The sequence below is a fragment of the Variovorax stachyos genome, assembly GCF_051400855.1.
In the GTDB taxonomy this organism is placed as follows: Bacteria; Pseudomonadota; Gammaproteobacteria; order Burkholderiales; family Burkholderiaceae_C; genus Variovorax.
This window is the reverse complement of sequence record NZ_JBLFFN010000010.1, coordinates 52,105-77,463: the sequence shown is the minus strand read 5'-3', so window position 1 is coordinate 77,463 and position 25,359 is coordinate 52,105. Positions and strand designations below refer to the sequence as shown.

21 protein-coding genes are annotated in these 25,359 nt (G+C 68.8%); 8 read left to right on the top strand and 13 right to left on the bottom strand.

What is annotated here, in order from left to right; all coding sequences use genetic code 11:
• Positions 1-9: 9 nt before the first annotated feature.
• From ACMGEZ_RS18720 to ACMGEZ_RS18705, 4 genes are read right to left on the bottom strand one after another with little or no spacing between them, the layout of a single operon-like run.
• Positions 10-1,131, bottom strand: coding sequence for a glycosyltransferase family 4 protein (locus tag ACMGEZ_RS18720; protein ID WP_436823780.1), 1,122 nt, complete (start codon positions 1,129-1,131; stop codon positions 10-12).
• The gene (gene rsgA / locus ACMGEZ_RS18715) at positions 1,128-2,087 is read right to left on the bottom strand and encodes a ribosome small subunit-dependent GTPase A (RefSeq protein ID WP_436823779.1); all 960 of its coding nucleotides are present in this window, start codon (positions 2,085-2,087) and stop codon (positions 1,128-1,130) included. Before rsgA ends, ACMGEZ_RS18720 begins: the two co-directional genes overlap by 4 nt.
• A gap of 17 nt (positions 2,088-2,104) precedes the next feature.
• On the bottom strand, positions 2,105-2,443 hold the full coding sequence (locus ACMGEZ_RS18710) for a 4a-hydroxytetrahydrobiopterin dehydratase (protein WP_436823778.1): 339 nt from the start codon (positions 2,441-2,443) through the stop codon (positions 2,105-2,107).
• 16 nt (positions 2,444-2,459) lie between these two features.
• Positions 2,460-3,728: a M48 family metallopeptidase gene (locus ACMGEZ_RS18705; RefSeq protein WP_436823777.1), complete on the bottom strand. Its 1,269-nt coding sequence runs from the start codon at positions 3,726-3,728 to the stop codon at positions 2,460-2,462.
• Positions 3,729-3,793: 65 nt separating this feature from the next.
• Here ACMGEZ_RS18705 and orn point away from each other — a divergent pair, with 65 nt between their 5' ends.
• From orn to ACMGEZ_RS18690, 3 genes are all read left to right on the top strand, one after another.
• Positions 3,794-4,390, top strand: coding sequence for an oligoribonuclease (gene orn, locus ACMGEZ_RS18700; protein WP_436823776.1), 597 nt, complete (start codon positions 3,794-3,796; stop codon positions 4,388-4,390).
• Between the two features lie 220 nt (positions 4,391-4,610).
• On the top strand, positions 4,611-6,416 hold the full coding sequence (locus ACMGEZ_RS18695) for a DEAD/DEAH box helicase (RefSeq protein WP_436823775.1): 1,806 nt from the start codon (positions 4,611-4,613) through the stop codon (positions 6,414-6,416).
• Positions 6,417-6,630: 214 nt separating this feature from the next.
• On the top strand, positions 6,631-8,076 hold the full coding sequence (locus ACMGEZ_RS18690) for an NAD-dependent succinate-semialdehyde dehydrogenase (RefSeq protein WP_436823774.1): 1,446 nt from the start codon (positions 6,631-6,633) through the stop codon (positions 8,074-8,076).
• An 82-nt stretch (positions 8,077-8,158) separates the two neighbouring features.
• On the opposite strand, the gene ACMGEZ_RS18685 is transcribed toward ACMGEZ_RS18690, so the two are convergent.
• The 8 genes from ACMGEZ_RS18685 to ACMGEZ_RS18650 form a co-directional block, all read right to left on the bottom strand.
• Positions 8,159-9,640, bottom strand: a complete 1,482-nt coding sequence (locus ACMGEZ_RS18685; protein ID WP_436823773.1) for an NAD-dependent succinate-semialdehyde dehydrogenase — start codon at positions 9,638-9,640, stop codon at positions 8,159-8,161.
• Between the two features lie 24 nt (positions 9,641-9,664).
• On the bottom strand, positions 9,665-10,753 hold the full coding sequence (locus tag ACMGEZ_RS18680) for a tartrate dehydrogenase (RefSeq protein WP_436823772.1): 1,089 nt from the start codon (positions 10,751-10,753) through the stop codon (positions 9,665-9,667).
• Positions 10,754-10,764: 11 nt separating this feature from the next.
• A complete protein-coding gene (locus ACMGEZ_RS18675; protein ID WP_436823771.1) occupies positions 10,765-12,393 on the bottom strand; it encodes an ABC transporter ATP-binding protein in 1,629 nt (542 codons plus the stop codon).
• Positions 12,393-13,298: an ABC transporter permease gene (locus ACMGEZ_RS18670; RefSeq protein WP_436823770.1), complete on the bottom strand. Its 906-nt coding sequence runs from the start codon at positions 13,296-13,298 to the stop codon at positions 12,393-12,395. The genes ACMGEZ_RS18675 and ACMGEZ_RS18670 overlap by 1 nt, the downstream gene beginning before the upstream one ends.
• Before the next feature lie 10 nt (positions 13,299-13,308).
• On the bottom strand, positions 13,309-14,265 hold the full coding sequence (locus tag ACMGEZ_RS18665; RefSeq protein ID WP_436823769.1) for an ABC transporter permease: 957 nt from the start codon (positions 14,263-14,265) through the stop codon (positions 13,309-13,311).
• 40 nt (positions 14,266-14,305) lie between these two features.
• Positions 14,306-15,928 carry an ABC transporter substrate-binding protein gene (locus tag ACMGEZ_RS18660; RefSeq protein ID WP_436823768.1) on the bottom strand — a complete coding sequence of 541 codons (1,623 nt, stop codon included), beginning with the start codon at positions 15,926-15,928 and terminating at the stop codon, positions 14,306-14,308.
• A 66-nt stretch (positions 15,929-15,994) separates the two neighbouring features.
• On the bottom strand, positions 15,995-17,287 hold the full coding sequence (locus ACMGEZ_RS18655; RefSeq protein WP_436823767.1) for an NAD(P)/FAD-dependent oxidoreductase: 1,293 nt from the start codon (positions 17,285-17,287) through the stop codon (positions 15,995-15,997).
• A gap of 25 nt (positions 17,288-17,312) precedes the next feature.
• Positions 17,313-17,978 (bottom strand): haloacid dehalogenase type II, encoded by a 666-nt coding sequence (locus ACMGEZ_RS18650; protein ID WP_436823766.1) that lies wholly within the window; start codon positions 17,976-17,978, stop codon positions 17,313-17,315.
• Positions 17,979-18,462: 484 nt separating this feature from the next.
• On the opposite strand from ACMGEZ_RS18650, the gene ACMGEZ_RS18645 reads away from it, so the two are divergent.
• From ACMGEZ_RS18645 to ACMGEZ_RS18625, 5 genes are all read left to right on the top strand, one after another.
• Positions 18,463-19,341, top strand: a complete 879-nt coding sequence (locus ACMGEZ_RS18645; protein WP_436823765.1) for a GNAT family N-acetyltransferase — start codon at positions 18,463-18,465, stop codon at positions 19,339-19,341.
• Between the two features lie 5 nt (positions 19,342-19,346).
• Complete coding sequence (locus tag ACMGEZ_RS18640) at positions 19,347-20,282, top strand: 2-hydroxyacid dehydrogenase (protein ID WP_436823764.1); 936 nt, start codon at positions 19,347-19,349, stop codon at positions 20,280-20,282.
• 142 nt (positions 20,283-20,424) lie between these two features.
• A complete protein-coding gene (locus tag ACMGEZ_RS18635; RefSeq protein WP_436823763.1) occupies positions 20,425-21,828 on the top strand; it encodes an aspartate aminotransferase family protein in 1,404 nt (467 codons plus the stop codon).
• 78 nt (positions 21,829-21,906) lie between these two features.
• Entirely contained in the window at positions 21,907-22,401 is a 495-nt protein-coding gene (locus ACMGEZ_RS18630; RefSeq protein ID WP_162586091.1) for an Lrp/AsnC family transcriptional regulator, read from the top strand.
• A gap of 57 nt (positions 22,402-22,458) precedes the next feature.
• Complete coding sequence (locus ACMGEZ_RS18625) at positions 22,459-23,940, top strand: aldehyde dehydrogenase family protein (protein ID WP_436823762.1); 1,482 nt, start codon at positions 22,459-22,461, stop codon at positions 23,938-23,940.
• Between the two features lie 57 nt (positions 23,941-23,997).
• On the opposite strand, the gene ACMGEZ_RS18620 is transcribed toward ACMGEZ_RS18625, so the two are convergent.
• Positions 23,998-25,179, bottom strand: coding sequence for a M20 aminoacylase family protein (locus tag ACMGEZ_RS18620; RefSeq protein ID WP_436823761.1), 1,182 nt, complete (start codon positions 25,177-25,179; stop codon positions 23,998-24,000).
• Positions 25,180-25,359: the final 180 nt, after the last annotated feature.

Sequence of the window (25,359 nt, the reverse complement as noted above, 5' to 3'; positions counted from 1 at the left end):
GGAGCGCGCTCAGGCCTTGCGAGCAATCCCTTCGAGCAGCTCGATGTACTGGCCGACGAAGCGCCCCGGCATGAAGCTCGCTGCGCGCTCGCGCGCCTTCGCTGACTGCGTGGCGCGCAGGGCCGGATCGTCCAGCACACGCTGCATCTGGGCGGCCAGGGCCTCGTCGTCACCGTTCGGAAAGGTCAGGCCGGCATCGCCCACGCACTCGGCCAGCCCGCCCTGGGCCGACACGATGAGGCTCTTGCCCGCCGCGAGCAGTTCAATCGCGACGCCGCCCATGGGCTCGTACCACACCGAGGGGATCACGCCGATCATGCCCTTCGCGACCCAATCGACCAGGCCTTCGCCGGATTGGGCGCCGACGAAGCGCACCGAAGGCGCAATGCCCAGCTCTGCGACGAGATGCTCGACCTGCGCTCGCGCGCTGCCGTCTCCGATCAGCAGCAGGCGCGGCCGGGCGGGGTGCCGCTGGTGCAGCTTCGCGAAGGCGCGGACCAGGACGTCCACGCCTTTTTCCTGCACCAGCCTGCCCATGTAGAAGAACTCGTACTCGGGCCCCTCGCGGTCGGCTGAGCGGAAGCGCTCGATCGGAAAGGGGTTGTAGATCTGTACCTGCCGCGGCAACGGCAGGGCGTGGTTCATCCACTCGGTGATGGCAACGTTGCGCGTCACGCCGAACTTGGCGACGGCGCGGCGCAGCAGCAGCTTCAAGCCTTCCTTCGCGCTCCTTGCGTAGCCGCTGCGGCGCGCATGAAAAACAAAGGAGGCGAAGGGAGACAGCGGCGCCGGCTTGCCGTCGACCCAACCCGCGCCATCGATGCAGCTCGCCTGGTAGCCCACGTGCACCCAGACGAAGGGCTTGCGGTAGAGCAGCACCCAGGGCTGCAGCGCCATGGTGGCGCCGTTGAACAGCACCACGTCGGCCCAGCGCAGCAGCTCCCGCACGCGCCGGCCCGATGGCTGGCGGATCACCTCGAAAGGAAAGACCTCGACCTCCCGGGTCGCCGTTTGCGTGACCACCTTGCAGTCGACGCCACGGGCCACGAAGCCCTCGACCAGTGCGCGCGACACGGTCTCGACGCCGCCGACCGAAGGATGGAAGACATGGGAGTACAACAGCACGTTCATCGGTAGCGGGGCTGGCTCAGTTCGGCGAACAGCTCGCCGTAGATGCGATAGCGCGAGGGGCTGATCGAGCCGGGGTGGCCCGGTGAGCTCACCTGCGCGATCACGCCGCAGCCCGGCTCGTGCAGGTGCGTGCAGTTGTAGAACTTGCACTCGCGGGCGTGCTCGGCGATGTCGGGCATCAGCGACGCGAGCTGCATCGGCTCGATGTGGTTCAACCCGAATTCCTGGAAGCCGGGCGAATCGATCAGCGCGGTGCTGCGCGCCTCGTCCACCCAGTACCAGGTGGTGCTGGTGGTGGTGTGCTTGCCCGAATTCAGTGCCTGCGAGATCTCCGCCGTCGTGGCACGAGCGCTGGGCACCAGCAGGTTGGTCAGCGTGCTCTTGCCCACGCCCGAGGGGCCGAGCACCAGGGTGGTCTTGCCCGCCAGCAGCTTCATCAGCGTGGCGCGATCGACCTCGGGCGAGGCCTTGAGCGACAGCGGCAGCACGCCGTAGTGCATGCGGCGGTAGGGCGCGAGCCGCTCCCAGGCCCGCTCGAAAAGCCCCACCACGTCGCTCTTGTTGAGCGCGATGATCGGCGCGATGCGCTCGGCTGCCGCCGCGATGAGCGAGCGCGCCAGCTGCGTTTCCGAAAACTCGGGCTCGGCCGCGATCAGGATCAGCACCTGGTCGAGGTTGGCCGCAAAGGATTTGGTGCGGATCTCGTCCTGCCGGTAGAACAGGTTCTTGCGCGTCTGCACTTCCTCGATGGTGCCCTCGTCCTCGCTGGCCTGCCAACGCACCCGGTCACCGACCACGGCCTGGCTCTTCTTGCCGCGCGGATGGCAGATGACGCGCTCGCCCTCGGGTGTCTCGACCACGCAATGGCGACCGTGGCTGGCGACGACGAGTCCTTCTCGCCGTGCCGTATGCCCGTCGGCGTCGCCGCGCGGCCGGGTGCGCGCGGGTTTAGCCAAGGGCGCTTTCCATCGGCTCAGGCGGCCAGCAGGGCATTCGCCTGCGCCGCGCAATCGAAGTCGGTGGCGGAGAGGCCACCTACGTCGTGCGTATTGAAGCGCACCACGCAGCGGTTGTAGTGCACCGAGAGGTCGGGATGGTGGTCCTGCTTGTGCGCAACCAGGGCCAGCGCGTTCACGAAGGCGATGGTCTCGAAGTAGTTCGCGAAGCTGAAGGTCTTCTCGATCGCGACATCGGCGCCGTCGCCGGTGAGCTTCCATCCGTCCACCCGGGCCAGGTGGGACACGATCTCCGTCGCGCTCAGCGCGCGGCGCGTCCTCGTCTTCCAGTCGATAGGCTTCAACATGCTGCTCATGATCGTCTTTCCAGGGTCAGGCCGCCATCCGCGCGAGGCGCTCGGATGCGGGCGGGTGCGAGTAGTAGAACTTGACGAACACCGGGTCGGGCGTGAGCGTCGAGGCGTTGTCCTGATAGAGCTTGAGCAGCGCCCGGGCCAGGTCGGCACCGCTGGTCTGGGCCATCGCATAGGCGTCGGCCTCGAACTCGTGCCGGCGCGAGATCAGGGCCGGCAGCGGCGCGACGAAGAAGCCGAACACCGGCACCGTCAGCATGAACAGCAGGATCGCCAGCGCATCGTTGGGCGCCGCCATGTTCGGCTGCACGCCCAGCCCGGTGTAGAACCAGGCATGGCCGGACAGCCAGCCCAGCAGTGCGAACCCGGCCAGGCTCATCGCGAACATGGTGGCCATGCGCTTGAGTACATGCCGGTGCTTGAAGTGCCCCAGCTCGTGGGCGAGCACCGCCTCGACCTCGCCGGCGTTGAGCTGGCGCAGCAGCGTGTCATAGAAGACCACGCGCTTGCTGGCGCCGAAACCGGTGAAGTACGCGTTGGCGTGCGCGCTGCGCCTGCTGCCGTCCATCACGAAAAGGCCCTTGGCCGCGAAGCCGCAGCGCTGCATCAGCGCGGTGACGCGGGCCTTGAGCGTCGCATCGTCCAGCGGCTGGAACTTGTTGAAGAGCGGCGCGATGAAGGTCGGGTAGACCAGCATCAGCAGCAGGTTGAAGCCGACCCACGCGCCCCAGGCCCACAGCCACCACAGGCGGCCGGCAGCCCCCATCAACCAGAGGATCAGCGCCGCGATTGGCAGGCCGATCAGCGCGCCCAGCAGCAGCGCCTTGATGCCGTCGGCCAGCCAGAGCCGCCAAGTCATCTTGTTGAAGCCGAAGCGTTCCTCGAGCCGGAAGGTCTGCCACAGGGTGAAGGGCAGCTCGAGCAGCCCGCCGATCAGCGCGAAGGCGGCGAGCAGCGCGAGCTGCTGCCACATGCCGCCGCCCATTACGTCCAGCAGCAGGTTGTTTAGCAGGTCGAGCCCGCCCAGCAGGGTCCAGCCCAGCAGCACCATCGCACTCCAGACCATCTCGAGCAAGCCGAAGCGGGTCTTGGCGATCGTGTAGTCGGCCGCCTTCTGGTGCGCCGCGAGCGTGATCGCCTGCGCAAAGGCGGGCGGCACCGCGTCGCGGTGGCGCGCCACATGGCGGATCTGCCGCGTGGCCAGCCAGAATTTCACGATCAGGCCCGCGACTAACGCGAGCGCGAAGGCGAGGGTGAGCAGCAGCGAAGCGGGCAGGGGAGGGACCATGGCGCAGCGAGTTTAGCCCGCAGGCATGCCCACTCGCGCTCAAGGTCATCGACGACAATCAGCCGATGCCCGATCTCATCGCCACGACCGCCGCCGCGACCGCCACCACCCTCAAGAAGAGCGACCAGAACCTCGTCTGGCTGGACTGCGAGATGAGCGGCCTGGACCCCGAGAAGGAGCGCCTGCTCGAGATCGCCGTCGTCGTGACCGGCCCCGACCTCACCCCGCGCATCGACGGCCCGGTGCTGGTGATCCACCAGAGCGACGAGGTGCTCGACGGCATGGATTCCTGGAACAAGGGCACGCACGGCCGCAGCGGGCTGATCGACAAGGTCAAGGCCTCCACGCTGGACGAGGCGGCGGCCGAGCAGCAGTTGCTCGAATTCATTGCGCGCTACATCCCGAAGCACGGCTCGCCGATGTGCGGCAACACCATCGGCCAGGACCGGCGCTTCCTGGTCAAGTTCATGCCCAAGCTGGAGGCGTACTTCCACTACCGCAACCTGGACGTCAGCACGCTCAAGGAGCTTGCCAAGCGCTGGAAGCCGGCGGTCTACAACGCCTTCAAGAAGCAACAGGCCCACACCGCGCTGGCCGACGTGCACGAGTCGATCGAGGAGCTGGCGCACTACCGCGATACCTTCCTGCGCCTGCAGGATTAGGTGAAAACCCCGAAGCCATGCGATAATCGCAGGCTTCGCTTTCGGGCAGCCCTTCCAGGGGGCCCGGAGCGCTTCTTGCATCTCCCTATCTTGCACACCGCGCCCACACGAATGGGCCGCAGCCCAGGCGAAAGCCCAAGCTGAAATGTCGTTGGATGGTTGATGTTTTCGCCACCCGACGGGGTGCCGCTCACGGCGGTGCCCGCACTTGGATTTTTCAATGACCGACGCTTTTGACGCGCAGGGCGAGTTCGCGCCTGTGCAATCCGATGACTTCGCTGCTGTTCGCGGCGAATCGCCTTCCACCCCCCACACCGAGACATCCGAAGTGCTCGAGGCACTCGACGCCATCGCGCCTGCCGAGCCGACACAGCCCAACGGCTTCGTCCAAATGGGCCTGGCGAGCGAACTGATCGCCGCCGTCCGGGACCTCGGCTTCACCCAGCCCACCGCCGTGCAGGCGCAGGCGATTCCGCGGGCCATGGGCGCTGTCGGCGCGACCGACGGTGCCGCCCGCTTCGTCGACCTGATGGTCTCGAGCCAGACCGGCAGCGGCAAGACCGCCGCCTTCCTGCTGCCCGTGCTGCACACTCTGCTGCAGCGCCAGGCCGAAGCCGAGGCCGCCGCCAAGGCCGAGCACCAGCGCCAAGCCGCCGAGGCCGCCGCCCGCGGCGAAGCGCAGCCCAAGAAGAGCAAGCGCAAGGACCCGACCAACCCGCGCCACTTCAAGGCTGCCACCCCCGGCGCCCTGGTGCTGTGCCCCACGCGCGAGCTGGCCCAGCAGGTGGCGCACGACGCGATCGACTTGGTGAAGCACTGCCGCGGCCTGCGTATCGCCAACGTGGTCGGCGGCATGCCGTACCAGTTGCAGATCGCCCGCCTGCAGAACGCCGATCTCGTGGTCGCCACGCCCGGCCGGCTGCTGGACCTGCAGCGCTCGATGCAGATCAAGCTCGACCAGGTCAAGTTCCTGGTGGTCGACGAGGCCGACCGCATGCTCGATCTCGGCTTTGCCGACGACCTGGCCGAGATCAACCAGCTCACCATCGAGCGCCAGCAGACCATGATGTTCAGCGCCACGTTCGCGCCGCGCATCCAGCAACTGGCGCAGCGCGTGATGCGCGAGCCGCAGCGCGTGACCATCGACACCCCGCAGGAGAAGCACGCCAACATCAAGCAGGTGCTGTTCTGGACCGACAACACGCAGCACAAGCGCAAGCTGCTCGACCATTGGCTGCGCGACACCAGCATCAACCAGGCCATCGTCTTCTGCAGCACGCAGGTGGAATGCGACGGCCTCGCCGCCGACCTGCAGCAGGGTGGCTTCAGCGCCGTCGCGCTGCACGGCGCGCTGAGCCAGGGCCTGCGCAACCGCCGGCTGATGGCGCTGCGCCAGGGCCAGGTGCAGATCCTGGTGGCGACCGACGTGGCCGCGCGCGGCATCGACGTGCCGACCATCACCCACGTCTTCAACTTCGGCCTGCCGATGAAAGCCGAGGACTACACGCACCGCATCGGCCGCACGGGCCGGGCCGGGCGTGACGGCCTCGCCGTGACCTTTGCCGAGTTCCGCGACCGCCGCAAGATCTTCGACATCGAGGCTTACAGCCGCCAGCCCTTCGTCGCCGAGGTGATCCCCGGCCTGGAGCCGCAGCAGCGCTTCCCGCAGGGCCGTCCGCAGGGCGATTTCGGCGGGCGCGGCCGCGAGAACCGCGAGAATCATTCGCGCGACCGCAAGTTCGGCGGCCCGCGCGCGGGCTATGCCAATGCCAGCGGCTTCAACGACCGCGGCCCGGCACGCGGCCACGCACCTTCGCGCGGCTTCCAGGGTCAGGCCCCAGGCGAGGCGCAGGGCAGGGGCCGTGACGAGGCCGGCAGCTACGGCCGCAAGTCCGGCTGGGGCGACAGCGCTCCGCGTGCCGGCGCAGGCGCCGGTGCCCCCCGCGGCAACGGCGGTGCGCACGGTGGCGCCAAGGCGTTCGTGCCGCGCGAAGGGCAGCGCCGCGCCTTCAAGCCGAGCCGCTGAAGCGCCGATCTCCCTGCAAGGCCCGCCTCCCCGAGGCGGGCTTTTTTGCGTCCGCGAAGACAAGAGCCCATGTGGAGCCCGGGCGCGAGGGGCTTTGGGCCACCCCGCCGGAGCGACGCGCTGCGTCGGGCGACAATGGCGCACGGGACGGCCTCGCGCCCGCTCCCGTCCGAATCCGGCATCAACATCCCCCTGAAAGAACCCAAGGACCGACATGAGCACATCGAGCTACGTTGACACCCGCCTGCTGATCAATGGCGAATGGTGCGACGCCGCGAGCGGCAAGACCCTTGACGTCATCAACCCGGCCACCGGCAAGCCCATCGGCAAGGTCGCGCACGCCGGCATTGCCGACCTGGACCGTGCGCTGGACGCCGCGCAGCGCGGTTTCGAGGCCTGGCGCAAGATCCCCGCCAACGAGCGCGCGGCCACCATGCGCAAGGCCGCCGGCCTGCTGCGCGAGCGTGCACCCGAGATCGCCCGCCTGCTGACGCAGGAGCAGGGCAAGCCTTTCGCCGAGGCCCGCGGCGAGGTGCTGGCGGGCGCCGACATCATCGAATGGTTCGCCGACGAAGGCCGCCGCGTCTACGGGCGGATCGTGCCCTCGCGCAACCTGGCGGCGCAGCAGCTGGTGATCAAGGAGCCGGTCGGTCCCGTGGCCGCCTTCACGCCCTGGAACTTCCCCATCAACCAGGTCGTGCGCAAGCTGGGTGCCGCGCTGGCCACCGGCTGCTCCTTCCTGGCGAAGGCGCCTGAAGAGACGCCGGCCTCGCCCGCGGCTCTGCTGCAGGCCTTCGTCGACGCCGGCGTGCCGCCCGGCACGGTGGGCCTGGTGTTCGGCAACCCCGCCGAGATCTCCAGCTACCTGATCGCGCATCCGATCATCCGCAAGGTCACGTTCACCGGCTCCACCCCGGTGGGCAAGCAGCTCGCCGCGCTGGCCGGCCAGCACATGAAGCGCGCCACGATGGAGCTGGGCGGCCACGCACCGGTGATCGTCGCCGAAGATGCCGACGTTGCCCTGGCCGTCAAGGCCGCGGGCGGCGCCAAGTTCCGCAACGCGGGACAGGTGTGCATCTCGCCGACGCGCTTCCTGGTGCACAACAGCATCAAGGCCGAATTCGCACAGGCGCTGGTCAAGCATGCCGAAAGCCTCAAGCTCGGCGACGGTCTGGCCGAAGGCACGACCCTCGGGCCACTGGCCAATGCGCGCCGCCTTGCGGCCATGGCCCAGGTCCTGGACGATGCACGCAGCAAGGGCGCGAAAGTCGCGACCGGTGGCGAGCGTATCGGCTCGGTCGGCAACTTCTTCGCCCCCACCGTGCTGACCGACGTGCCGCTGGAAGCTGACGTGTTCAACAACGAGCCCTTCGGCCCGGTCGCAGCCATCCGCGGCTTCGACTCGCTGGAGGAAGCCATCGCCGAGGCCAACCGCCTGCCCTTCGGCCTGGCCGGTTATGCCTTCACGCGCTCGATCAAGAACGCTCACCTGCTCTCGCAGCAGCTCGAACTCGGCATGCTGTGGATCAACCAGCCGGCCGCGCCTTCGCCGGAGATGCCCTTCGGCGGCGTCAAGGACTCGGGCTATGGCTCCGAGGGGGGCCCGGAGGCGATGGAGGCCTATCTCAACACCAAGGCCGTGTCGATCATGGCAGTCTGAGTCGCGCTTCGGCCGGACGGAAAAAGCGGGCGCATCGCCCGCTTTTTTTTGCCTGCGCGCTTAGGCGCCTACGCTTATGCGATTACGAAAGCCCGCCCTGGCAAACGTACTTGATGTGCAGGTAGTCGTCGAGTCCGTGCACCGAACCCTCGCGGCCGTAGCCGGATTCCTTCACGCCGCCGAAAGGGGCAGCCTCCGCGGCGAGTGCACCTTCGTTGACGCCGACGATGCCCGACTCCAGCGCCTCGGTCACCCGCCAGATGCGTCGTGCGTCGGTCGAGTAGAAGTAGGCCGCGAGGCCGAAGGGCGTGTCGTTGGCCGCCGCGATCACCTCGGCCTCGCTCTCGAAGCGCGTGATCGGCACCACCGGCCCGAAGGTCTCCTCGCAGCTGCACGCCATCCGCGCGTCGGCGTTCACCAGCACGGTCGGCGCGTAGTAGTTCGGGCCGTCGCAACGCGCGGAGCGCAGCCGCTGGCCGCCGACCACGATGCGTGCCCCCTTGGTGACGGCATCCTGCACATGCCGCTCGATCTTCTCCACTGCCCGCGCGTTGATCATCGGGCCGATCTGCGAGCCGGGGTCGGTCGCCGGCCCCACCTGGAGTGCGCCGACGCGCATGGCCAGCTTGTCGACGAAGGCGTCATGCACCTTGGCCTGGACGAACACCCGGTTCGGGCACACGCAGGTCTGCCCGCCGTTGCGGAACTTGGCCGCCATCAAGCCTTCCACCGCGGCATCGAGGTCGGCATCGTCGAAAACAATGAACGGCGCATTGCCGCCCAGCTCGAGCGACAGCTTCTTCAGCGTATCGGCCGAGGCGCGCGCGAGGTGCTTGCCCACCGGCGTGGAGCCGGTGAACGTGATCTTGCGCACGCGCGCATCGGCCAGCCACACGTCCACCACCTCAGGCGTGCGTTCGCGCGAGGCGGTGACGATGTTCAGCACGCCGGCCGGCACGCCCGCTTCCTGGGCCAGCTTGACGAGCGCGAGCGAGGTGAGCGGCGTGTCCTCGGCCGGCTTGCACACCACGGTGCAGCCGGCGGCCAGCGCCGGCGCGATCTTGCGCGCGATCATGGCGGCCGGGAAGTTCCAGGGCGTGATCGCGGCCACCACGCCCACGGGTTCCCTCAGGGCGAGCATGCGGCGGCCTGTCACAGGCGCGGGGATCACGTCGCCGTTGGCGCGCGTGGCTTCCTCGGCAAACCACTCGACGTAGCTCGCGGCATAGGCGACCTCGCCGCGTCCCTCGGCCAGGGGCTTGCCCTGCTCGCGCGAGATCAGGCGGCCCAGGTCTTCCTGGTGCGTCATCATGAGATCGTTCCAGCGCTTGAGGATTGCGGCGCGCTGCTTGGCCGGCACGGCGCGCCAGGCCGGGAAGGCGGCGTGCGCGGCATCGACCGCGGCGCGTGCGTCCGCTGCCGTGCCGTCGGGCACGCTGGCGAAGACGGCGTCCGTGGCGGGGTCGGTCACGTCGAGGCGGCGTTCGTCGCCGGCGTTGCGCCAATCGGCGCCGATGAGCTGCAGGCCCGGCATCAGGTCCTGGCGTTCGAGGGTCAGTGTCATGGTTGAAGGTCGTGGATGAGAGGTTCAGGCGGCGGCCACGCGCTCGGCAATGGCGAGGCCCACTTCGGTGGTCGAGGCCGTCCCGCCGAGGTCGCGCGTGCGCGGCCCTTCGCGCAGCACCGCCTCGATCGCCCCGAGGATCGTGTCGTGCGCGGCCCGTCCCGCGCCCTGGCCCTGAGTGAGGAAATCCAGCATCAGCGCCCCCGACCAGATCATCGCGATCGGATTGGCGATGTTCTGGCCGTAAATGTCGGGTGCCGAGCCGTGCACGGGCTCGAACAGCGAGGGACACTTGCGGTCCGGGTTGAGGTTGGCCGACGGCGCGAGGCCGATGGTCCCCGTGGTCGCGGGGCCAAGGTCGGAGAGGATGTCGCCGAACAGGTTGCTCGCCACCACCACGTCGAAGCGCGTGGGCTGCAGCACGAAGCGGGCCGAGAGGATGTCGATGTGCTGCTTGTCGAGCTGCACCTCGGGGTAGTCGCGGCCGATCGCATCGGCGCGGCCGTCCCACCAGGGCATGCTGATCGCGATGCCGTTGCTCTTGGTGGCCACCGTCAGATGCTTTCTGCGGCGCGCGTTGGCGAGCTCGTAGGCGTACTTCAGCACGCGGTCGGTGCCGTGGCGCGAGAAAACCGATTCCTGAATCACGATCTCGCGCTCTGTGCCTTCGTACATCACGCCGCCGAGCGAGGTGTATTCGCCTTCGGTGTTCTCGCGCACCACGAGGTAGTCGATGTCGCCGGGCGCGCGTCCGGCGAGCGGGCAGGGCACGCCTTCGAACAGGCGAACCGGGCGCAGGTTGATGTATTGGTCGAACTCGCGCCGGAACTTGAGCAGCGAGCCCCACAGCGAGACGTGGTCGGGCACGGTGGCCGGCCAGCCCACGGCGCCGAAGTACAACGCGTCGACCCCCTTCAGTTGCTCCTTCCAGTCGTCCGGCATCATCTGGCCATGTTCGGCGTAGTAGTCGCAGCTCGCCCAGTCGATGGTGCGGCAGTCGAGTTCGAAGCCGAAGCGCGCTGCCGCGGCCTGCATCACGCGCAGGCCTTCGGGCATCACTTCCTTGCCGATGCCGTCGCCGGCGATCAGTGCGATGCGGAAGGTCGGTGTCATTTCGGTTTTCATCATCTTGCTGCCGCAGCGATGCGGTCCATGTCGTCCAGCCAGCCCTGGCGCAGCTCGGGCACAGAGCGGGCCAGCAGTTCGTAGTAGGGGTGGTGCGGGCCACGGTCGAAGTCGCAGCGCGCCACCTGCGCCAGCTTGCGGCCGTGCTGCATGACGACGATCTCGTCGCACACCGCGCGCACCGTGTGCAGGTCGTGGCTGATGAACAGGTAGGACACGCCGAGCTCTCGCCGAAGCTCGGCCATCAGGTCGAGCACTGCCGCGGCGACGACGGTGTCGAGCGCGGAGGTCACCTCGTCGCAAAGGATGAGGTCGGGCTCGGCCGCGAGTGCGCGCGCCAGGTTCACGCGCTGCTTCTGCCCGCCCGAGAGGCCGCCCGGCAAGCGGCCGGCCACCGAGTGCGGCAGCTTCACCAGGTCCAGCAGCTCGCGGATGCGGCGTTGCAGCGGCTCGCCGCGCAGGCCCTTGTAGAACTGCAGCGGCCGCGCCAGGATGCGCTCGATGGTCTGCGAAGGATTGAGCGCGGTGTCGGCCATCTGGAAAACGATCTGGATGCGGCGCAGATCGTCGCGGTCGCGCTCCTGCAGCGTCGGCTCGAGCTCGCGGCCGCGGAACAGCACGCTGCCATGGCTGGGCTTCAGAAGGCCGGCCACCGCCCGCGCGAGCGTGGTCTTGCCGGAGCCCGACTCGCCGATCACGCCGATGGCCTGGCCACGGTGCAGCTGGAGGTTGATGTCCTGCAGGATCGGCATGGCCGGACGCCCCTGCGCATCCACCGGACCGTAGCCGGCCGAGAGCTGCCGAATGTCGAGCAGCAGCTCGGGGTCGTCGTTCGCTGCCTTGCCCGACGCACGCGGCACGGGCCGCGCAGCGGCCAGCAGGCACTTGGTGTAGTCGTCCACCGGCGCCGACAGGACCTGCCCGGTCGCGTTGAGCTCGCGCATCCTGCCGTCGCGCAGCACCAGGATGTGGTCGGCCATCTGCGCCACCACGGCCAGGTCGTGGCTCACGTACACCGCCGTGGCGCGGCGCTCGCGAACCACGCGCCGGAAGGCGCGCAGCACCTCGATCTGCGTGGTGACGTCGAGCGCGGTGGTCGGCTCGTCGAGGATCACCAGCTCGGGGTCGCCGATCAGCGCCATGGCCGCCATCAGCCGCTGCAGCTGGCCGCCGGAGACCTGGTGCGGGTAGCGCGTGCCGATGGTTTCCGGATCGGGCAGCGCCAGCTCGCGGAACAGCTGCACCGCCTTCGCCTCGGCTTCCGACCGCTTGCACAGGCCGTGGATCACGGTCGGCTCGACCACCTGGTCCATGATCGTGCGCGAGGGATTGAAGGAGGCAGCCGCACTCTGCGCGATGTACGACACGGTGCGGCCGCGCAGTGCGCGCTGCTGTGCCGCATTCAGCGCGAGCACGTCGGTGTCGCCGATCTGTACCCGGCCCGCCGAGATGCGGCAGCCGTGGCGCGCATAGCCCATCAGCGCCAGCGCGGTGGTGGTCTTGCCGGAGCCCGACTCGCCGATCAGCGCCAGCACCTCGCCAGGCTGCACGGAGAAGCTCAGGCTGTCGACCAGCGTGTTCGCCCCGGCGCAGATGCTGAGGCCCTGGACGGTGAGTGGTGCGCCCATCAGCGTGCTCCTCTTTCGCGGGCAGTGCGGCCCGGCAGGTTGTCGATGACGAGGTTGACCGCGATGGTCAGGCTCGCGATGGCCAGCGCCGGCACGATCACCGAGGCACCGCCCATGGCGAGCGCGCCGATGTTCTCGCGCACCAGCGAGCCCCAGTCGGCCGCCGGCGGCTGGATGCCCAGGCCGAGGAAGCTCAGGCTCGCCAGCAGCAGCACGACGTAAACGAAGCGCAGGCCGAGGTCGGCCAGCATCGGGCCCACGATGTTGGGCAGGATCTCGCGCAGCATGATGTAGAGCGTGCCCTCGCCACGCGTGCGCGCCACGGTCACGTAGTCGAGCGCATTGATGTTGACCGCCAGCGAGCGCGCCATCCGGTAGGCGCCCGGCACGTAGATGATGCCCGCCGTGACCACCAGCATCGGCACCGAGGAGCCGAAGCCCGCCACCATGATGAGCGCGAACATCTTGCTGGGGATTGCGGTCAGCGTGTCCAGGCCGCGGCTCAGCACCGCGTCGATCCAGCGTCCGCTGGAGGCAGCCAGCAGCGCCAGCGTGGTGCCTGTTCCGCTCGCCAGCAGCGTGGCAAACAGCGCGACGCCGATCGTGTAGCGCGCCCCCTCGATGATGAGCGCCAGCATGTCGCGGCCGAGGTAGTCGGTGCCCAGCCAGTGCTTCGCGCTGATCGGCGCGAAGACGTTCGAGGTGCCCATGCCCGCCGCGCTGTGCGACAGCAGCCAGGGGCCGAGCAGCGCCGCGAGCAACCAGAACAGGAGCACCGCGAGACCGAGCAGGCCGGAGGGGCCGAAGCTGCCGAGCCAGCGCAGGCGGCGGCCCCGGCGCTCCTGCGCCGGTGGCGCCAGGGATGCTGCGGCGCTCACGACCGTTGGAGATGTGGATGTTTCCATGGTGCTTCCCTCAACGGTGCCGCAGCCGCGGGTTGGCGAGGATGCCGCAGACGTCGGCGGTCGTCACCAGGATCAGGTAGGCGCAGCAGAAGATCATGGCGCAGGTCTGCACCAGCGGCATGTCGCGCTGCGAGACGCCGTCGACCATCAGCTTGGCGATGCCGGGGTAGTTGAAGATGGTCTCGACGATGATCACGCCGCCCAGCAGGTACGACAGGCTCAGCGCCACCGCGTTGGCGATCGGGCCCACCGCGTTGGGCAGCGCGTGGGCCAGCACCATGCGCATCGGCGAGGCGCCCTTGAGGCGCACCATCTCGATGTAGGGCGCTTCGAGCTGGTCGATCACCGCGGCACGCGTCATGCGCATCATCTGCGCCACGATCACGCAGCACAGCACGAGCACCGGCATGGCGAAGGCGCGCAGCATCTGCCCGACCGACTCGATGTCGTTGACGAAGGACAGCGCCGGCAGCCAGCGCAGCTGGACCGCGAACACCAGCACCGCCAGCGTCGCCACCAGGAACTCCGGCACCGACACCACGCCCACCGCCGTGGCCGAGGCGGCGCGGTCGAACCAGGAGCCGCGCCACACCGCCGAGGCGATGCCGAGCGTGAGAGCGATCGGCACCGAGAAGAGGGCGGCGACCGCCGCGAGCAGCAGCGAGTTGGGCAGGCGGCTGGCGACCAGGTCGGCCACCGGCATCTGCGTAGTCGCCGAGCGGCCGGGATCGCCCTGCACCATCCCGAGCAGCCACTTCGCGTAGCGCTCCGGCGCCGGCACGTCCAGGCCCATCTGGGCACGCAGCGCGGCCACCGCCTCGGGCGTGGCGTCCTGGCCGAGCTGCTCCTGCGCGGCATCGCCGGGCAGTACCGCGGTGATGGAGAAGACGATGACCGACACCGCCAGCAGCGACAGCAGCGCCAGCGCGATGCGCTGGGCCAGAAGCTTCAGGATCACATGGTTCATCTCGGTGCTCCTTGGGGCGACACGCGCGGCCGGGCAGCCGTCATGCCTCGAGCCATACGTTCTCCGCGAAGTTGAAGCCCATCAGGCCGCCCAGCGGGATGGCCGACAGCCCCTTGAGCTTGGACGTGTGGCCGTCAATGCTCGCGAGGAACAGCGGGATGCCGATGCCCGCGTCATGGTGGATCAGGGTCTGCATGTCGGCGTACATCTGCTTGCGCTTGGCCAGGTCCGTCTCTGCGCGCGAGGCCAGCAGCAGCTGGTCGAACTTCTCGTTCTTCCAGCGCGACTCGTTCCACGCCGCGCCCGACTGGAAGAACTGCGTCAGCAGCACGTCGGCGCTCGGGCGCGGGTTGACGTTGCCGAAGCCCACGTGGCTGTTGAGCCAGTGGTTCGACCAGTAGCCGTCGGCCGGCATGCGCTTGATGTCGAGCTCCAACCCAGCGCGCTGCGCCGTCTGCTGCAGCAACAGGGCCATCTCCACCGAGTACAGCGCCGCAGGCGATGCCACCACCGGCACCTTGCCCGTGACGCCGGACTTCTGCAGGTGGAACTTCGCCTTGTCCAGGTCGAAGGCGCGCTGCGGCAAGCCCGCGAAGTAGAAGCGGTTGGTCGGGTCGATGGGCTGGTCGTTGCCGAGCACCGCGTAGTCGAGCGCGATGGTTTTCTTCATCTGCTCGCGGTCGAACAGGTGCTTCATCGCCAGCACGAAGTCCGGGTTGGCACCGGGGCCCACGTCCTTGCGCATGACCAGGTCGGAGTATTGGCCCGACTGGGTGGTGAAGACGGCGAAGCCGGGCGTGCCCTTCACGCGCTCGACCGAGCGCGGATTGACCGAACCCACCAGGTCCATGCCGCCGGACAGCAGCGCGTTGACGCGTGCGCTCTCGTCGCCGATGCCCACGAACTCGATCTCGTCCAGGTAAGGCTTGCCGGGCTTCCAGTACGCATCGTTGCGCACCACCAGCGAGCGCACGCCGGGCTTGAATTCCTTGAGCTTGTAGGGGCCGGTGCCGATGCCGGCATTGAAGTCGGTGGTGCCTTCCTTGACGATGTGGAAGTGGAAGGTGCCGAGGATGACCGGCAGGTCGGCGTTCGGCGCAGTGAGCACGAAGGTCACTTCGTTCGGCCCCGAGGCCTTGACGCTCTCGATCTGGTCGGCGAGCACCTTGGCCTTGGAGGCGGTGGCCGGGTCCTTGTGGCGCATCACCGAGAACACGACGTCGGCCGGCGAGAGCGCCTTGCCGTCGTGGAAGGTCACGCCCTTGCGCAGCGTGAAGACCCAGGTCTTTGCGTCCTTGGTGGTGAAGGATTCGGCGAGCGCGGGCTGCGGCGTCAGTGTGCCGTCCAGCGAGGTGAGGCCGTTATAGACCATGTTGCAGCGCGAGTAGTCGGTCTGGTTCGACTGCTTGGCCGGGTCGAGCGTGTCGGTCGCGGCCGCAGTGGCGCCGGCGACGCGGATGCGTCCGCCCTTCCTCGGCGTCTGCGCATGGGCGCTCATCGCTACACCCGCAATGCCGCCGGCCAGCGTGGCCTGCATGCCGCCGGCCATCAGCATCGCGAGGATGTCGCGCCGCGTGGCGCCGCGCTTGAGCGACTCCATCATGCGAAGGCTTTCGCCGGGTCCGACGAGCTTCTCGAAGCTCTTGTTGCTGCTGTCTCTCATGGTGGGGACTCCTCTTGTGGGATCGATGGGCTAGGGTTGAAGAAGCAATGAGGCTCGGACGTCCGCTCAGGCCATCCGGTCCTTGAGCGTGTAGTAGAGGCCGATGGCCGGCAGGAACCAGGGCGGGCCAAGGTGGCCCGGAATGGCCGGCCAGTTGCGGTCGCGCCAGGGATTGGCAAGCGCATCGCCGCCCATCACGGCGGCCATGCGCTGGCCCATGTGCACCGACATCTGCGTGCCGTGTCCGCTGTAGCCCATGGCGTAGTAGAGGCCGTCGCGCTCACCCGCGTGCGGCAGGCGGTCCTGCGTCATGTCGACCAGGCCGCCCCAGCAGTAGTCGAGCCGCACGGGGCCGAGTTGCGGAAAGGTTTGGGCCAGCCCGGCGCGCAGGATCTCGCCGCTCGCGGCATCCGACTGAGGACTGGAGATCGCGAAGCGCGCGCGCCCGCCGAACACCAGCCGGTGGTCGGCGGTGAGCCGGAAATAGTGGTGGATGTTGGCCACCGTGGTGTAGGTACGCCGCGCGGCCAGCAGCGCCTGCGCGCGCTCGGCGCCCAGCGGCTCGGTGACCACGATGAAGCTGCCGATCGGCACGATGCGGCGGCGCAGCCAGCCGAAGCTGCCGTAGCCGCCGTGGCGCGTCGCTCCGGTGGCCAGCAGCACCTGCTGTGCGGTAACGGTGCCGCCCGCCGTGTGCAGCCGATGTGCATGGCCCTGGCCCAGGCGTTCAAGGCGGTGCACGGCCGTGCCGGTATGGATCTGCGCGCCACTGCGCTCGGCCGCGGCGGCCAGTCCCTGGGCGAATCGGCCCATGTGCATCTGGCCGCTGCGCTTGTAGAGCAGCCCGCCGTGGAAGCGGTCGCTCTGCACTTCGGCGTGCACGCGAGCCGCGTCGAGGATTTCGACATCGGTGTCGACGCCGTCGGCGACCAGGCGCTCGGCGCTGCGTTGCAGCGCCGCCAACTGGCCGGGACGGGTCGCAAGCTTGAGCTTGCCGTGCCGCAGGAAGTCGCAGTCGATGGCCTCGTCGCGCACCAGCCGCTCGACCGTGTCCACCGCGTCGTCGTAGGCGTGGTACCAGGCGCGGGCCCGGTCGGCGCCGAACTTCGCGGCCACCTCGGCATAGTCCACCGCCAGGCCGTTGTTGACGTGCCCGCCGTTGCGCCCCGACGCCTCGGCCGCCACGCGCTCGCCCGCCTCCAGCACCGCCACGGAGGCGCCGCGCCGTGCCAGTGCCAGCGCCGCCGACAGGCCGGTGAAGCCGCCGCCGACGATCGCCACGTCGATCTGCGCCGGCAGGTCATGCAGCCGGGGCACGAAGGCGGGTGCCGAATCGGTCCAATACGAGGCGAGCTTCATGGTGTGCAGCAGCGGATGGAGGAGATCAGAGGCCGACGACACCGGGCAGGCCGCCGATGTCCTTGATCTCGACATAGCGGTACGCCGGATTGCCCGGGCCGTGGCCGCGGTTGACGAACACCTTGTTGACGATGCCCAGGTCGTCCGCCGACATCAGGTCGTAGCGCAGGCTGGAGGACACGTGCAGCACGTCCTCGGGGTTGCAGCCCAGCGAGTCGAGCATGTATTCGAAGGCTTTGAGGCGCGGCTTGTAGGCCTGGGCCTGCTGCGCGGTGTAGACGCGGTGGAAGGGCGCGCCGAGCAGCGCGACGTTCTTCTGGATCTGGTTGTCCGACGCGTTCGAGAGGATCACAAGCGGGATCTCCTTCGCGACCTTGGCCAGACCGGCGGGCACGTCCTCGTGCGGGGCCCAGGTGGGCACCGCGTCGTAGTACTTCTGTGCCTCGTGGTCGAAGTACTGGATCTTCCACTTCTTGCACAGCCGCCGCACCGCGTTCTTCAGCACCACTTCGTAGGGTTGCCAGTCGCCCAGCACTTCGTCGAATCGGTAGGCCGTGAAGTCGGCGATGAACTGCTCCATCTGCTCGGCCGGAATGCGGTCGCCAAAGATGTCGCGCGTCATTTCGCCCATGCGAAAGCGCGTGAGGGTGCCGTAGCAGTCGAAGGTGATGTACTTGGGACGGATGCTCATGGTCTCTGTTCCTTGGATGAAAGATGTAAATGCGACGAACTCATGACGAAGCGATTGCAGCACGCAGCAGCGGCGAGGTTGTAGGGAAATGCAGGGCCTGGCGCACGAAAGCTGCGGTTTGAAGGGGTGCCGGCGGCATGCCATGCGGTCTGCCCCGGCGGCGTGCGGCTGTGCACCTTAGTGCGCTGCAGCAAAGTCGATCAGCACGCTTTTGAAGCACAACTGGATCCTTGGCCGAATCGAAGGCTTGCATGAGTCCCGTTCTGACGGTGGTCGGAAGAAGTTGGTGCGAACGGCGCTGGATGCTGGGCAGGCGGCACCGCATTTGTGTGCGTAGGCGCGCGCATTGCCGCATCGAATTGCGAAACCCGGGGCCGCGACAGACGAAGCTTGCAAGTTGCGGCGAAGCGCAAGTTCGGTCTGGCGAAAGGCTGGGATGTCGTTCAAGATGGCCTGCCCTTTTGCTCGCACGAAGACCTCCCCGATGCCCCCCCAGATACCCAACGCACCTGCTCTCGACGGCGTGGTGCTCCGTCCCATGACTGCAGCCGACCTGCCGCTCGCACATGCCTTGAGCACCGAGCTGCGCTGGCCGCACCGCCCCGCGGACTGGGCGCAGGTCTTCGCACATGGCGAGGGCATCGTCGCCGAGCGCGACGGCGAGCTGATCGGCACCGCCCTGCGTTGGCGCTGGGGCGAGCGCCACGTCAGCGTCGGCCTGGTGATCGTGTCGCCGGCCTGCCAGGGCCGCCGCCTCGGCCACCGGTTGATGAACGCTGTGCTCGAAGACCTCGAGGAGCACACGGTATTGCTGCACGCCACGCCGGAAGGCCGAGGCCTGTACGAGCGCCTGGGCTTCGTGCGCACCGGCGAGCTGCGGCAGCACCAGGGGGTGGCCCAGCCAGCGCCGCTGGTGGCGCTGCCCACCGGCTGGCGCCTGCGACCTGCCGGCCAGAGCGAGGCCGCATCGCTGCAGGCGCTCGATGCCGCGGCACGGGGCATGCCGCGCGATGCGCTGATCGCGGACCTGCTCGCCGCGTCCGATGCCTGCGTGGTGCTCGACCACGACAACGAGCCGTGCGGCTTCGCCATGCTGCGCCGCTTCGGGCGTGGGCACGCGATCGGTCCGGTGGTGGCGCCCGATGCTGAAGGCGCGAAGGCGCTGATTGCGCACCTCGCCGGCATGAATGCCGGAAACTTCACGCGCATCGATATCGACTTCGCCAGCGGCCTGGCCGAATGGCTCGAGAGCATCGGGCTGCTGCGGGTGGACGCGCCGACGACGATGGTGCGCGGCACTCCGCTCGCCGTGCCGCCCGGCGGTCCGACGCTGTTCGCGATCGTCACGCAAGCCGTGGGCTGAGTTCGATGGACGCCACCACCTTCCTCTACAAGTCCGACCCGGTGCGCGGCCGCCAGTGGGCCGAGGTGTTCCAGCGCCGAGCGCCCGGGATCGACTTCCGCATCTGGCCCGACATCGGCGACCCGGCACAAGTGCGCTTCCTCGCAGCGTGGGAGCCGCCGCCGAATTTGGCCGATCGCTTTCCCAATCTGAAGGTGCTGTTTTCTTCCGGCGCCGGCGTCGACCAGTTCGACTTCGCGGCACTGCCGCCGGACCTGCCGGTGGTGCGCATGGTCGAGCCCGGCATCGTGCAGGGCATGGTCGAGTACGTGACGCATGCGGTGCTGGGCCTGCACCGGGACATGCCGCGCTACCGGCGCCAGCAGCAGCAGGGCCAGTGGCGCCCCTTGCCCGTGCGGCCCGCCGGCGAGCGGCGCGTGGGCGTGCTGGGGCTCGGCTCGCTCGGCCAGGCGGTGCTGGCGCAGCTGGCAGGCCTGGGCTTCGACTGCGCCGGATGGAGCCGCTCGCGGCATGCGGTCGAGGGCGTGGCGTGCCACGCCGGCGCCGACGAGCTGCCGGCCTTTCTCGCGCGCACCGACATCCTCGTGTGCCTGCTGCCTTTGACCGAATCGACGCGCGGCTTCCTGAACGCGCGGCTGTTCTCGATGCTGCCCGAAGGCGCTGGCCTGGTTCACGTCGGCCGCGGCCCGCAGCTCGTGGATGCCGATCTGCTGGCCGCGCTGGACAGCGGCCGGATCGGGGACGCCGTGCTCGACGTGACCGACCCCGAGCCGTTGCCGCAGGATCATGCTTTCTGGCGCCATCCGAACATTCAGCTCACGCCGCACATCGCGAGCGTGACGCAGCCGCTGAGCGCGGCGCAGGTGGTGCTCGACAACCTGCGGCGCTTCGAGAATGGCGAGCCGATGATCGGGCTCGTCGATCGCGTGCGGGGGTACTGAGGCGCTGCATGCACGACGGCAGGATCTGCTGTCGCGACACGTACAACCGCAGCCTGCTTCGCACAAGCCCCTCAATGCAGCACCCTCACGAGGGGCACGCGGCCTAAGCTTTGGACATCCAAAGGCCCGACCACCGCCCCTCATGACACACCCCACTGCATTGCCCAACAAGGCCGCGCTCGACGCCATCGACCGCGCCCATCTCATCCACCCCGTGTCGCCCTGGCGCGTGCACGAAGAGCGTGGCCCCACCGTGCTCGCCTCGGGCCGCGGCGCGTGGCTGACGGACGCCAACGGCCATGAACTGCTCGACGCCTTCGCCGGCCTGTGGTGCGTGAACGTGGGCTATGGGCAGGAGAGCGTGGTGCAGGCCGCGGCCGAGCAGATGCGCAGGCTGCCGTATGCCACGGGCTACTTCCATTTCAGCAGCGAGCCGGCGATCCGCCTGGCCGAGAAGCTGGTGCAGATCACGCCCGCCTCGCTGACCCGCGTGTACCTCACGCTGGGCGGCTCCGACTCGGTCGATGCCGCGGTGCGCTTCATCGTGCAGTACTACAACGCGATCGGAAAGCCGTCGAAGAAGCAGTTCATCGCGCTGGAGCGCGGCTACCACGGCTCCTCCTCGACCGGCGCGGGGCTCACGGCGCTGCCGGCCTTTCATCGCGGCTTCGACCTGCCGCTCGCCACGCAGCACTACATCCCTTCGCCCAACCCGTACCGCCATGCCGATGGCGCCGATGCGCAGGCGCTCATCGCAGCCTCGGTGGCGTCGCTGCGCGCCAAGGTCCAGGAGCTGGGCGCGCACAACGTGGCGGCCTTCTTCTGCGAGCCGATCCAGGGCTCGGGCGGCGTGATCGTTCCGCCCAAGGGCTGGCTCAAGGCGATGCGCGAGGCCGCGCGCGAGCTGGACATCCTCTTCGTGGTCGACGAGGTCATCACCGGCTTCGGCCGCACCGGGCCGATGTTCGCGTGCGAGGCCGAGGGCGTGGAACCCGACCTGATGACGGTGGCCAAGGGCCTGACCGCCGGCTATGCGCCCATGGGCGCAACGCTGATGTCGGAAAAGTTCTATGCAGGCATCGCCGACGGTGCGCCGGCCGGTGCTTCCATCGGCCACGGCGCCACCTATTCGGCGCATCCGGTCAGCGCCGCGGTGGCCCTCGAGGTGCTGCGGCTGTACGAAGAAGGCGGCGTGCTCGCCAACGGCCAGCGCGGCGCGGTGCATTTCGCGGCCGGGCTGGACGGGCTGCGCGCCCACCCGCTGGTCGGCGATGCACGCCACCGCGGCCTGCTGGGCGCGCTCGAGCTGGTGAGCGACAAGGCGAGCAAACGCGGCTTCGACACGGCGCTCGGATTGCCGGACCGCATCTTCGCCGCGGGCTACCGCAACGGCCTGGTGTTCCGCTCCTTCGGCGACCACATCCTCGGCTTCGCGCCGGCGCTCACGTTCACCGAGGACGAATTCGCGCAGATGTTCGTGCGGCTTCGCAAGACGCTCGACGAGGTGCTCCAGGCGCCCGACGTTCGCGCCGCGCTGGCGGGCTGAGGCGAGCGAGGGAGAACACCCGATCCAGCTCGCGGCGGCAGACGCAGAATCGACTCTTCTCGTTCATCGGCAGCACCTATGTCAGAAGCATTCAAGATCGACCGGCTCGACCTGCGCATCCTCGCCCAGTTGCAGAAGAACGGCCGCATGACCAACGTCGACCTGGCGGATGCGGTGGGCTTGTCGCCCAGCCCCTGCCTGATCCGCGTGAAGCGCCTGGAGCAGGCCGGCTACATCGCGGGCTACGGCGCGCATCTGCGGCTGGAGAAGCTGGGCGACACGCTGACCGTGTTCACCGAGGTCACGCTGCAGGACCACCATCGAGAGGACTTCGTGCGCTTCGAGGCCGCCATCCGCGACGTCGACGAGGTGCTCGAGTGCCACCTGGTGAGCGGCGGCTACGACTACCTTCTGCGCTTCCTGACGCGCGGCGTCAACCACTACCAGGAAGTGATCGAGGAGCTGCTCGAACGCAACATCGGCATCGCGAAGTACTTCAGCTACATCGTCATCAAGTCGCCGTTCATCAAGACGCACTGTCCGATCGAACGGTTGTTCCCCAACCAGCGCTGACCGGCGCAGGCAGTCGGCTCGGCAAGCCCCGCTGCAACTCCAAAGGATCGACCCCTCATGAACTCCCCCATCATCGAGCGCCTCGCAAGCGCCGGCCGTCTGGACCGCATCTACATCGACGGTGAGTGGGTCATGCCCGCAGGGAAGGCGCGAAGCTCCGTCATCGACCCCTCGACGGAGGAAGCGATCGCGGAGGTGGCGTTGGGAAGTGCGCAAGACGTCGCCGCTGCCGTGGACGCAGCCCGGCGGGCCTTCGTGACGTGGTCCGTGAGCTCCCCTCGAGGCAGGGCCTCGATCCTCGGTCGCGTGCACAGCCTCATCCTCGAGCGGGCGGAGTTGTTTGCCCAGGTGATCTCGCAGGAAATGGGCGCTGCCATCAGCATGGCGCGCAGCGCTCACGTGCCCGTTGCGGCGGAGCACATCCGCGTGGCCCGGGAGCTGGCGGACAGCTATCCTTTCCTCACCCATCGGGGCGGCATGGCCATCATGCGAGAAGCCATCGGCGTGTGCGGCCTGATCACGCCCTGGAACTGGCCGCTCTACCAGATCACCGCCAAGGTCGGTCCGGCATTGGCAGCGGGATGCACCGTCGTCCTGAAGCCCAGCGAGCTGTCGCCCCTGAGCGCAATGCTGTTCGCCGAGGTGATGAGCGACGCCGGCGTTCCCGCGGGTGTTTTCAACCTCGTGAACGGCGCAGGGCCGGAGGTCGGTGCCGCCCTGGCAACGCACCCCGACGTGGACATGATCTCCATCACCGGATCGACCCGGGCCGGCGTCCTGGTGGCCCAGGCGGCAGCGCCGACGGTCAAGCGCGTGGCCCAGGAACTCGGCGGCAAGTCGCCCAACATCATCCTGCCGGGTGTGGATCTCGCACGTGCCATCCCGGCTGGGGTGGCGGCCGGCTTCCGCAATGTGGGCCAGTCCTGCAGTGCACCGACTCGCATGATCGTGCCGCGCGAGCGCCTGGCCGAGGTCGAACGGATCGCATGCGAGGCGGTATCCGGCTTGGTCGTGGGCGATCCGCGCTCGGAGAAGACCACGCACGGCCCGGTGGCGAATCGCGCCCAGTTCAACCGCGTGCAGGAAATGATCGGCGTCGGAATCGCCGAAGGCGCGCGGCTCGTCTGCGGCGGCCCCGGCAGGCCACAGGGGCTCGAGCGCGGCTTCTACGTCCGCCCGACCATTTTCTCCGACGTGCATCCGCAGATGCGGATCGCACAGGAAGAGATCTTCGGGCCGGTGCTTTCGATCATTGCCTACGACAGCGTGGACGAGGCCGTGGAGATTGCCAACGCCACGGTCTACGGCCTGGGCGCCCACGTCCAGGGCCACGATCTGGCCGCGGCGCGTGCGGTCGCGGCGCGGATCCGCTCCGGCCAGGTGCACATCAACTACCCGGCCTGGAGCCCCCATGCCCCCTTCGGCGGATACAAGCGCTCGGGCAACGGACGCGAATACGGGCTGGAGGGCCTCCAGGAATACCTCGAAACCAAAGCCATCCTCGGGTACTCGGATGGCCCGGCGCTCAGTGCCCCCTGAAAGAGCGCCGGTGATTCGCGGCGCGAAGGCCGGTGTGGACGTTGACCGTGAGAGCGCTCACGCCGCGAGCGCGCGCTCGGCGACTTCGCAGAGCCACCGCACGCCGAGCGGCAGTGCGTCGTCGTTGAAGTCGTAGCACGGGTGGTGCAGCGCGCGCTCCCCATCCGGCCCGGGGTCGGCGCGGCCCTGGCCCAGCCACAGGTAGGCGCCCGGACGGCGCTGCAGCATGAAGGCGAAATCCTCCGAAGTGAAGGCGGCGCGCGGCGCGGTATCGGCCTGCAGGCCGACGGCCCGGGCCGCGGCGAGCGCGAGCGCCGCTTCTTCCGGCGTGTTGAGCGTGGCGGGGTAGTAGCGCACGTAGCGCAGCTCGGCCTGCACGCCGCTCGCCAGCGCCACGCCATCGATGGTGGCGCGCAACGCGGCCTCGATGCGGTCCTGCGAAGCCGGATCGAAGCTGCGCACCGTGCCGGTGATCGAGACCTCCGCCGGCAATACGTTGTGGCTGTGGCCGCCCTCGATGCGCGTGACCGAGAGCACTGCCGATTCGCCCGGATCGATGCGCCGCGAGACGATGGTGTGCAGCTGCGCGACGAGCTGGCTTGCCGCGAGGATGGCGTCGGGCGTGTGATGCGGCTGCGCTGCATGGCCGCCGCTGCCGCGCAGCACGATGTCGAAGCGGTCGGCCGCCGCCATGATCGGGCCGGCCCGCGTCTGCGCGCTGCCCAGCGGCAGGTCGGGCCAGTTGTGCAGCGCGTAGACGCTGTCGCAGGGGAAGCGCTCGAACAAGCCGTCCTCGATCATGGCGCGCGCGCCGCCCTTGCCTTCCTCCGCCGGCTGGAAGATGAAGTGCACCGTGCCGTCGAAGCGCCGCGTGCGTGCCAGCTGGCGCGCGGCGCCGATCAGCATGCTGGTGTGGCCGTCGTGGCCGCAGCCGTGGTGAACCCCTTGCGTGCGGCTGGCATGGGCGGCGCCCCCCAGCTCGACCATCGGCAGCGCGTCCATGTCGGCGCGCAGGCCGACGCTTCGCGAAGCGCTGCCGCAGCGCAGCGTGCCCACCACGCCGGTCCCGCCCAGGCCTTCATGCACCTCGAGGCCGAGCAGGCGCAGCGCCTGGGCCGCCACGCCGGCCGTGCGCCGCTCAGCGAAGGCGAGCTCCGGATGCGCATGCAGGTCGCGGCGCAGTGCGATCAGCTCGGGCAGCAGATCGGCCACCGGTGCAGCGATCGCGTCCAGGCTCAACGCACGGCCCCGATCGCGCCGGCAAACGCTGCCAACGTGTGGAAGTGGTACACGAAGGCTAAGGCGGGGGCCTTGAAATCCTCGAGGGACATGGAAGAGCTCCGGTCATGGCGGGATGCCATTCCACAGGAGGATAGGGGCGGACGCCTGGACCTCGGAGCCGAACTGGGGCCGCGTCGC

Coding starts and splice junctions, on each gene's coding strand:
- ACMGEZ_RS18720 (WP_436823780.1), bottom strand. CDS start 1,131: ATGAACGTGCTGTTGTACTCCCATGTCTTCCATCCTTCGGTCGGCGGC.
- ACMGEZ_RS18680 (WP_436823772.1), bottom strand. CDS start 10,753: ATGACACCGACCTTCCGCATCGCACTGATCGCCGGCGACGGCATCGGC.
- ACMGEZ_RS18650 (WP_436823766.1), bottom strand. CDS start 17,978: ATGAGCATCCGTCCCAAGTACATCACCTTCGACTGCTACGGCACCCTC.
- ACMGEZ_RS18635 (WP_436823763.1), top strand. CDS start 20,425: ATGACACACCCCACTGCATTGCCCAACAAGGCCGCGCTCGACGCCATC.
- ACMGEZ_RS18705 (WP_436823777.1), bottom strand. CDS start 3,728: ATGGTCCCTCCCCTGCCCGCTTCGCTGCTGCTCACCCTCGCCTTCGCG.
- ACMGEZ_RS18630 (WP_162586091.1), top strand. CDS start 21,907: ATGTCAGAAGCATTCAAGATCGACCGGCTCGACCTGCGCATCCTCGCC.
- ACMGEZ_RS18695 (WP_436823775.1), top strand. CDS start 4,611: ATGACCGACGCTTTTGACGCGCAGGGCGAGTTCGCGCCTGTGCAATCC.
- ACMGEZ_RS18640 (WP_436823764.1), top strand. CDS start 19,347: ATGGACGCCACCACCTTCCTCTACAAGTCCGACCCGGTGCGCGGCCGC.
- ACMGEZ_RS18655 (WP_436823767.1), bottom strand. CDS start 17,287: ATGAAGCTCGCCTCGTATTGGACCGATTCGGCACCCGCCTTCGTGCCC.
- ACMGEZ_RS18675 (WP_436823771.1), bottom strand. CDS start 12,393: ATGGGCGCACCACTCACCGTCCAGGGCCTCAGCATCTGCGCCGGGGCG.
- orn (WP_436823776.1), top strand. CDS start 3,794: ATGCCCGATCTCATCGCCACGACCGCCGCCGCGACCGCCACCACCCTC.
- ACMGEZ_RS18645 (WP_436823765.1), top strand. CDS start 18,463: ATGCCCCCCCAGATACCCAACGCACCTGCTCTCGACGGCGTGGTGCTC.
- ACMGEZ_RS18625 (WP_436823762.1), top strand. CDS start 22,459: ATGAACTCCCCCATCATCGAGCGCCTCGCAAGCGCCGGCCGTCTGGAC.
- ACMGEZ_RS18685 (WP_436823773.1), bottom strand. CDS start 9,640: ATGACACTGACCCTCGAACGCCAGGACCTGATGCCGGGCCTGCAGCTC.
- ACMGEZ_RS18670 (WP_436823770.1), bottom strand. CDS start 13,298: ATGGAAACATCCACATCTCCAACGGTCGTGAGCGCCGCAGCATCCCTG.
- ACMGEZ_RS18690 (WP_436823774.1), top strand. CDS start 6,631: ATGAGCACATCGAGCTACGTTGACACCCGCCTGCTGATCAATGGCGAA.
- ACMGEZ_RS18660 (WP_436823768.1), bottom strand. CDS start 15,928: ATGAGAGACAGCAGCAACAAGAGCTTCGAGAAGCTCGTCGGACCCGGC.
- ACMGEZ_RS18665 (WP_436823769.1), bottom strand. CDS start 14,265: ATGAACCATGTGATCCTGAAGCTTCTGGCCCAGCGCATCGCGCTGGCG.
- ACMGEZ_RS18710 (WP_436823778.1), bottom strand. CDS start 2,443: ATGAGCAGCATGTTGAAGCCTATCGACTGGAAGACGAGGACGCGCCGC.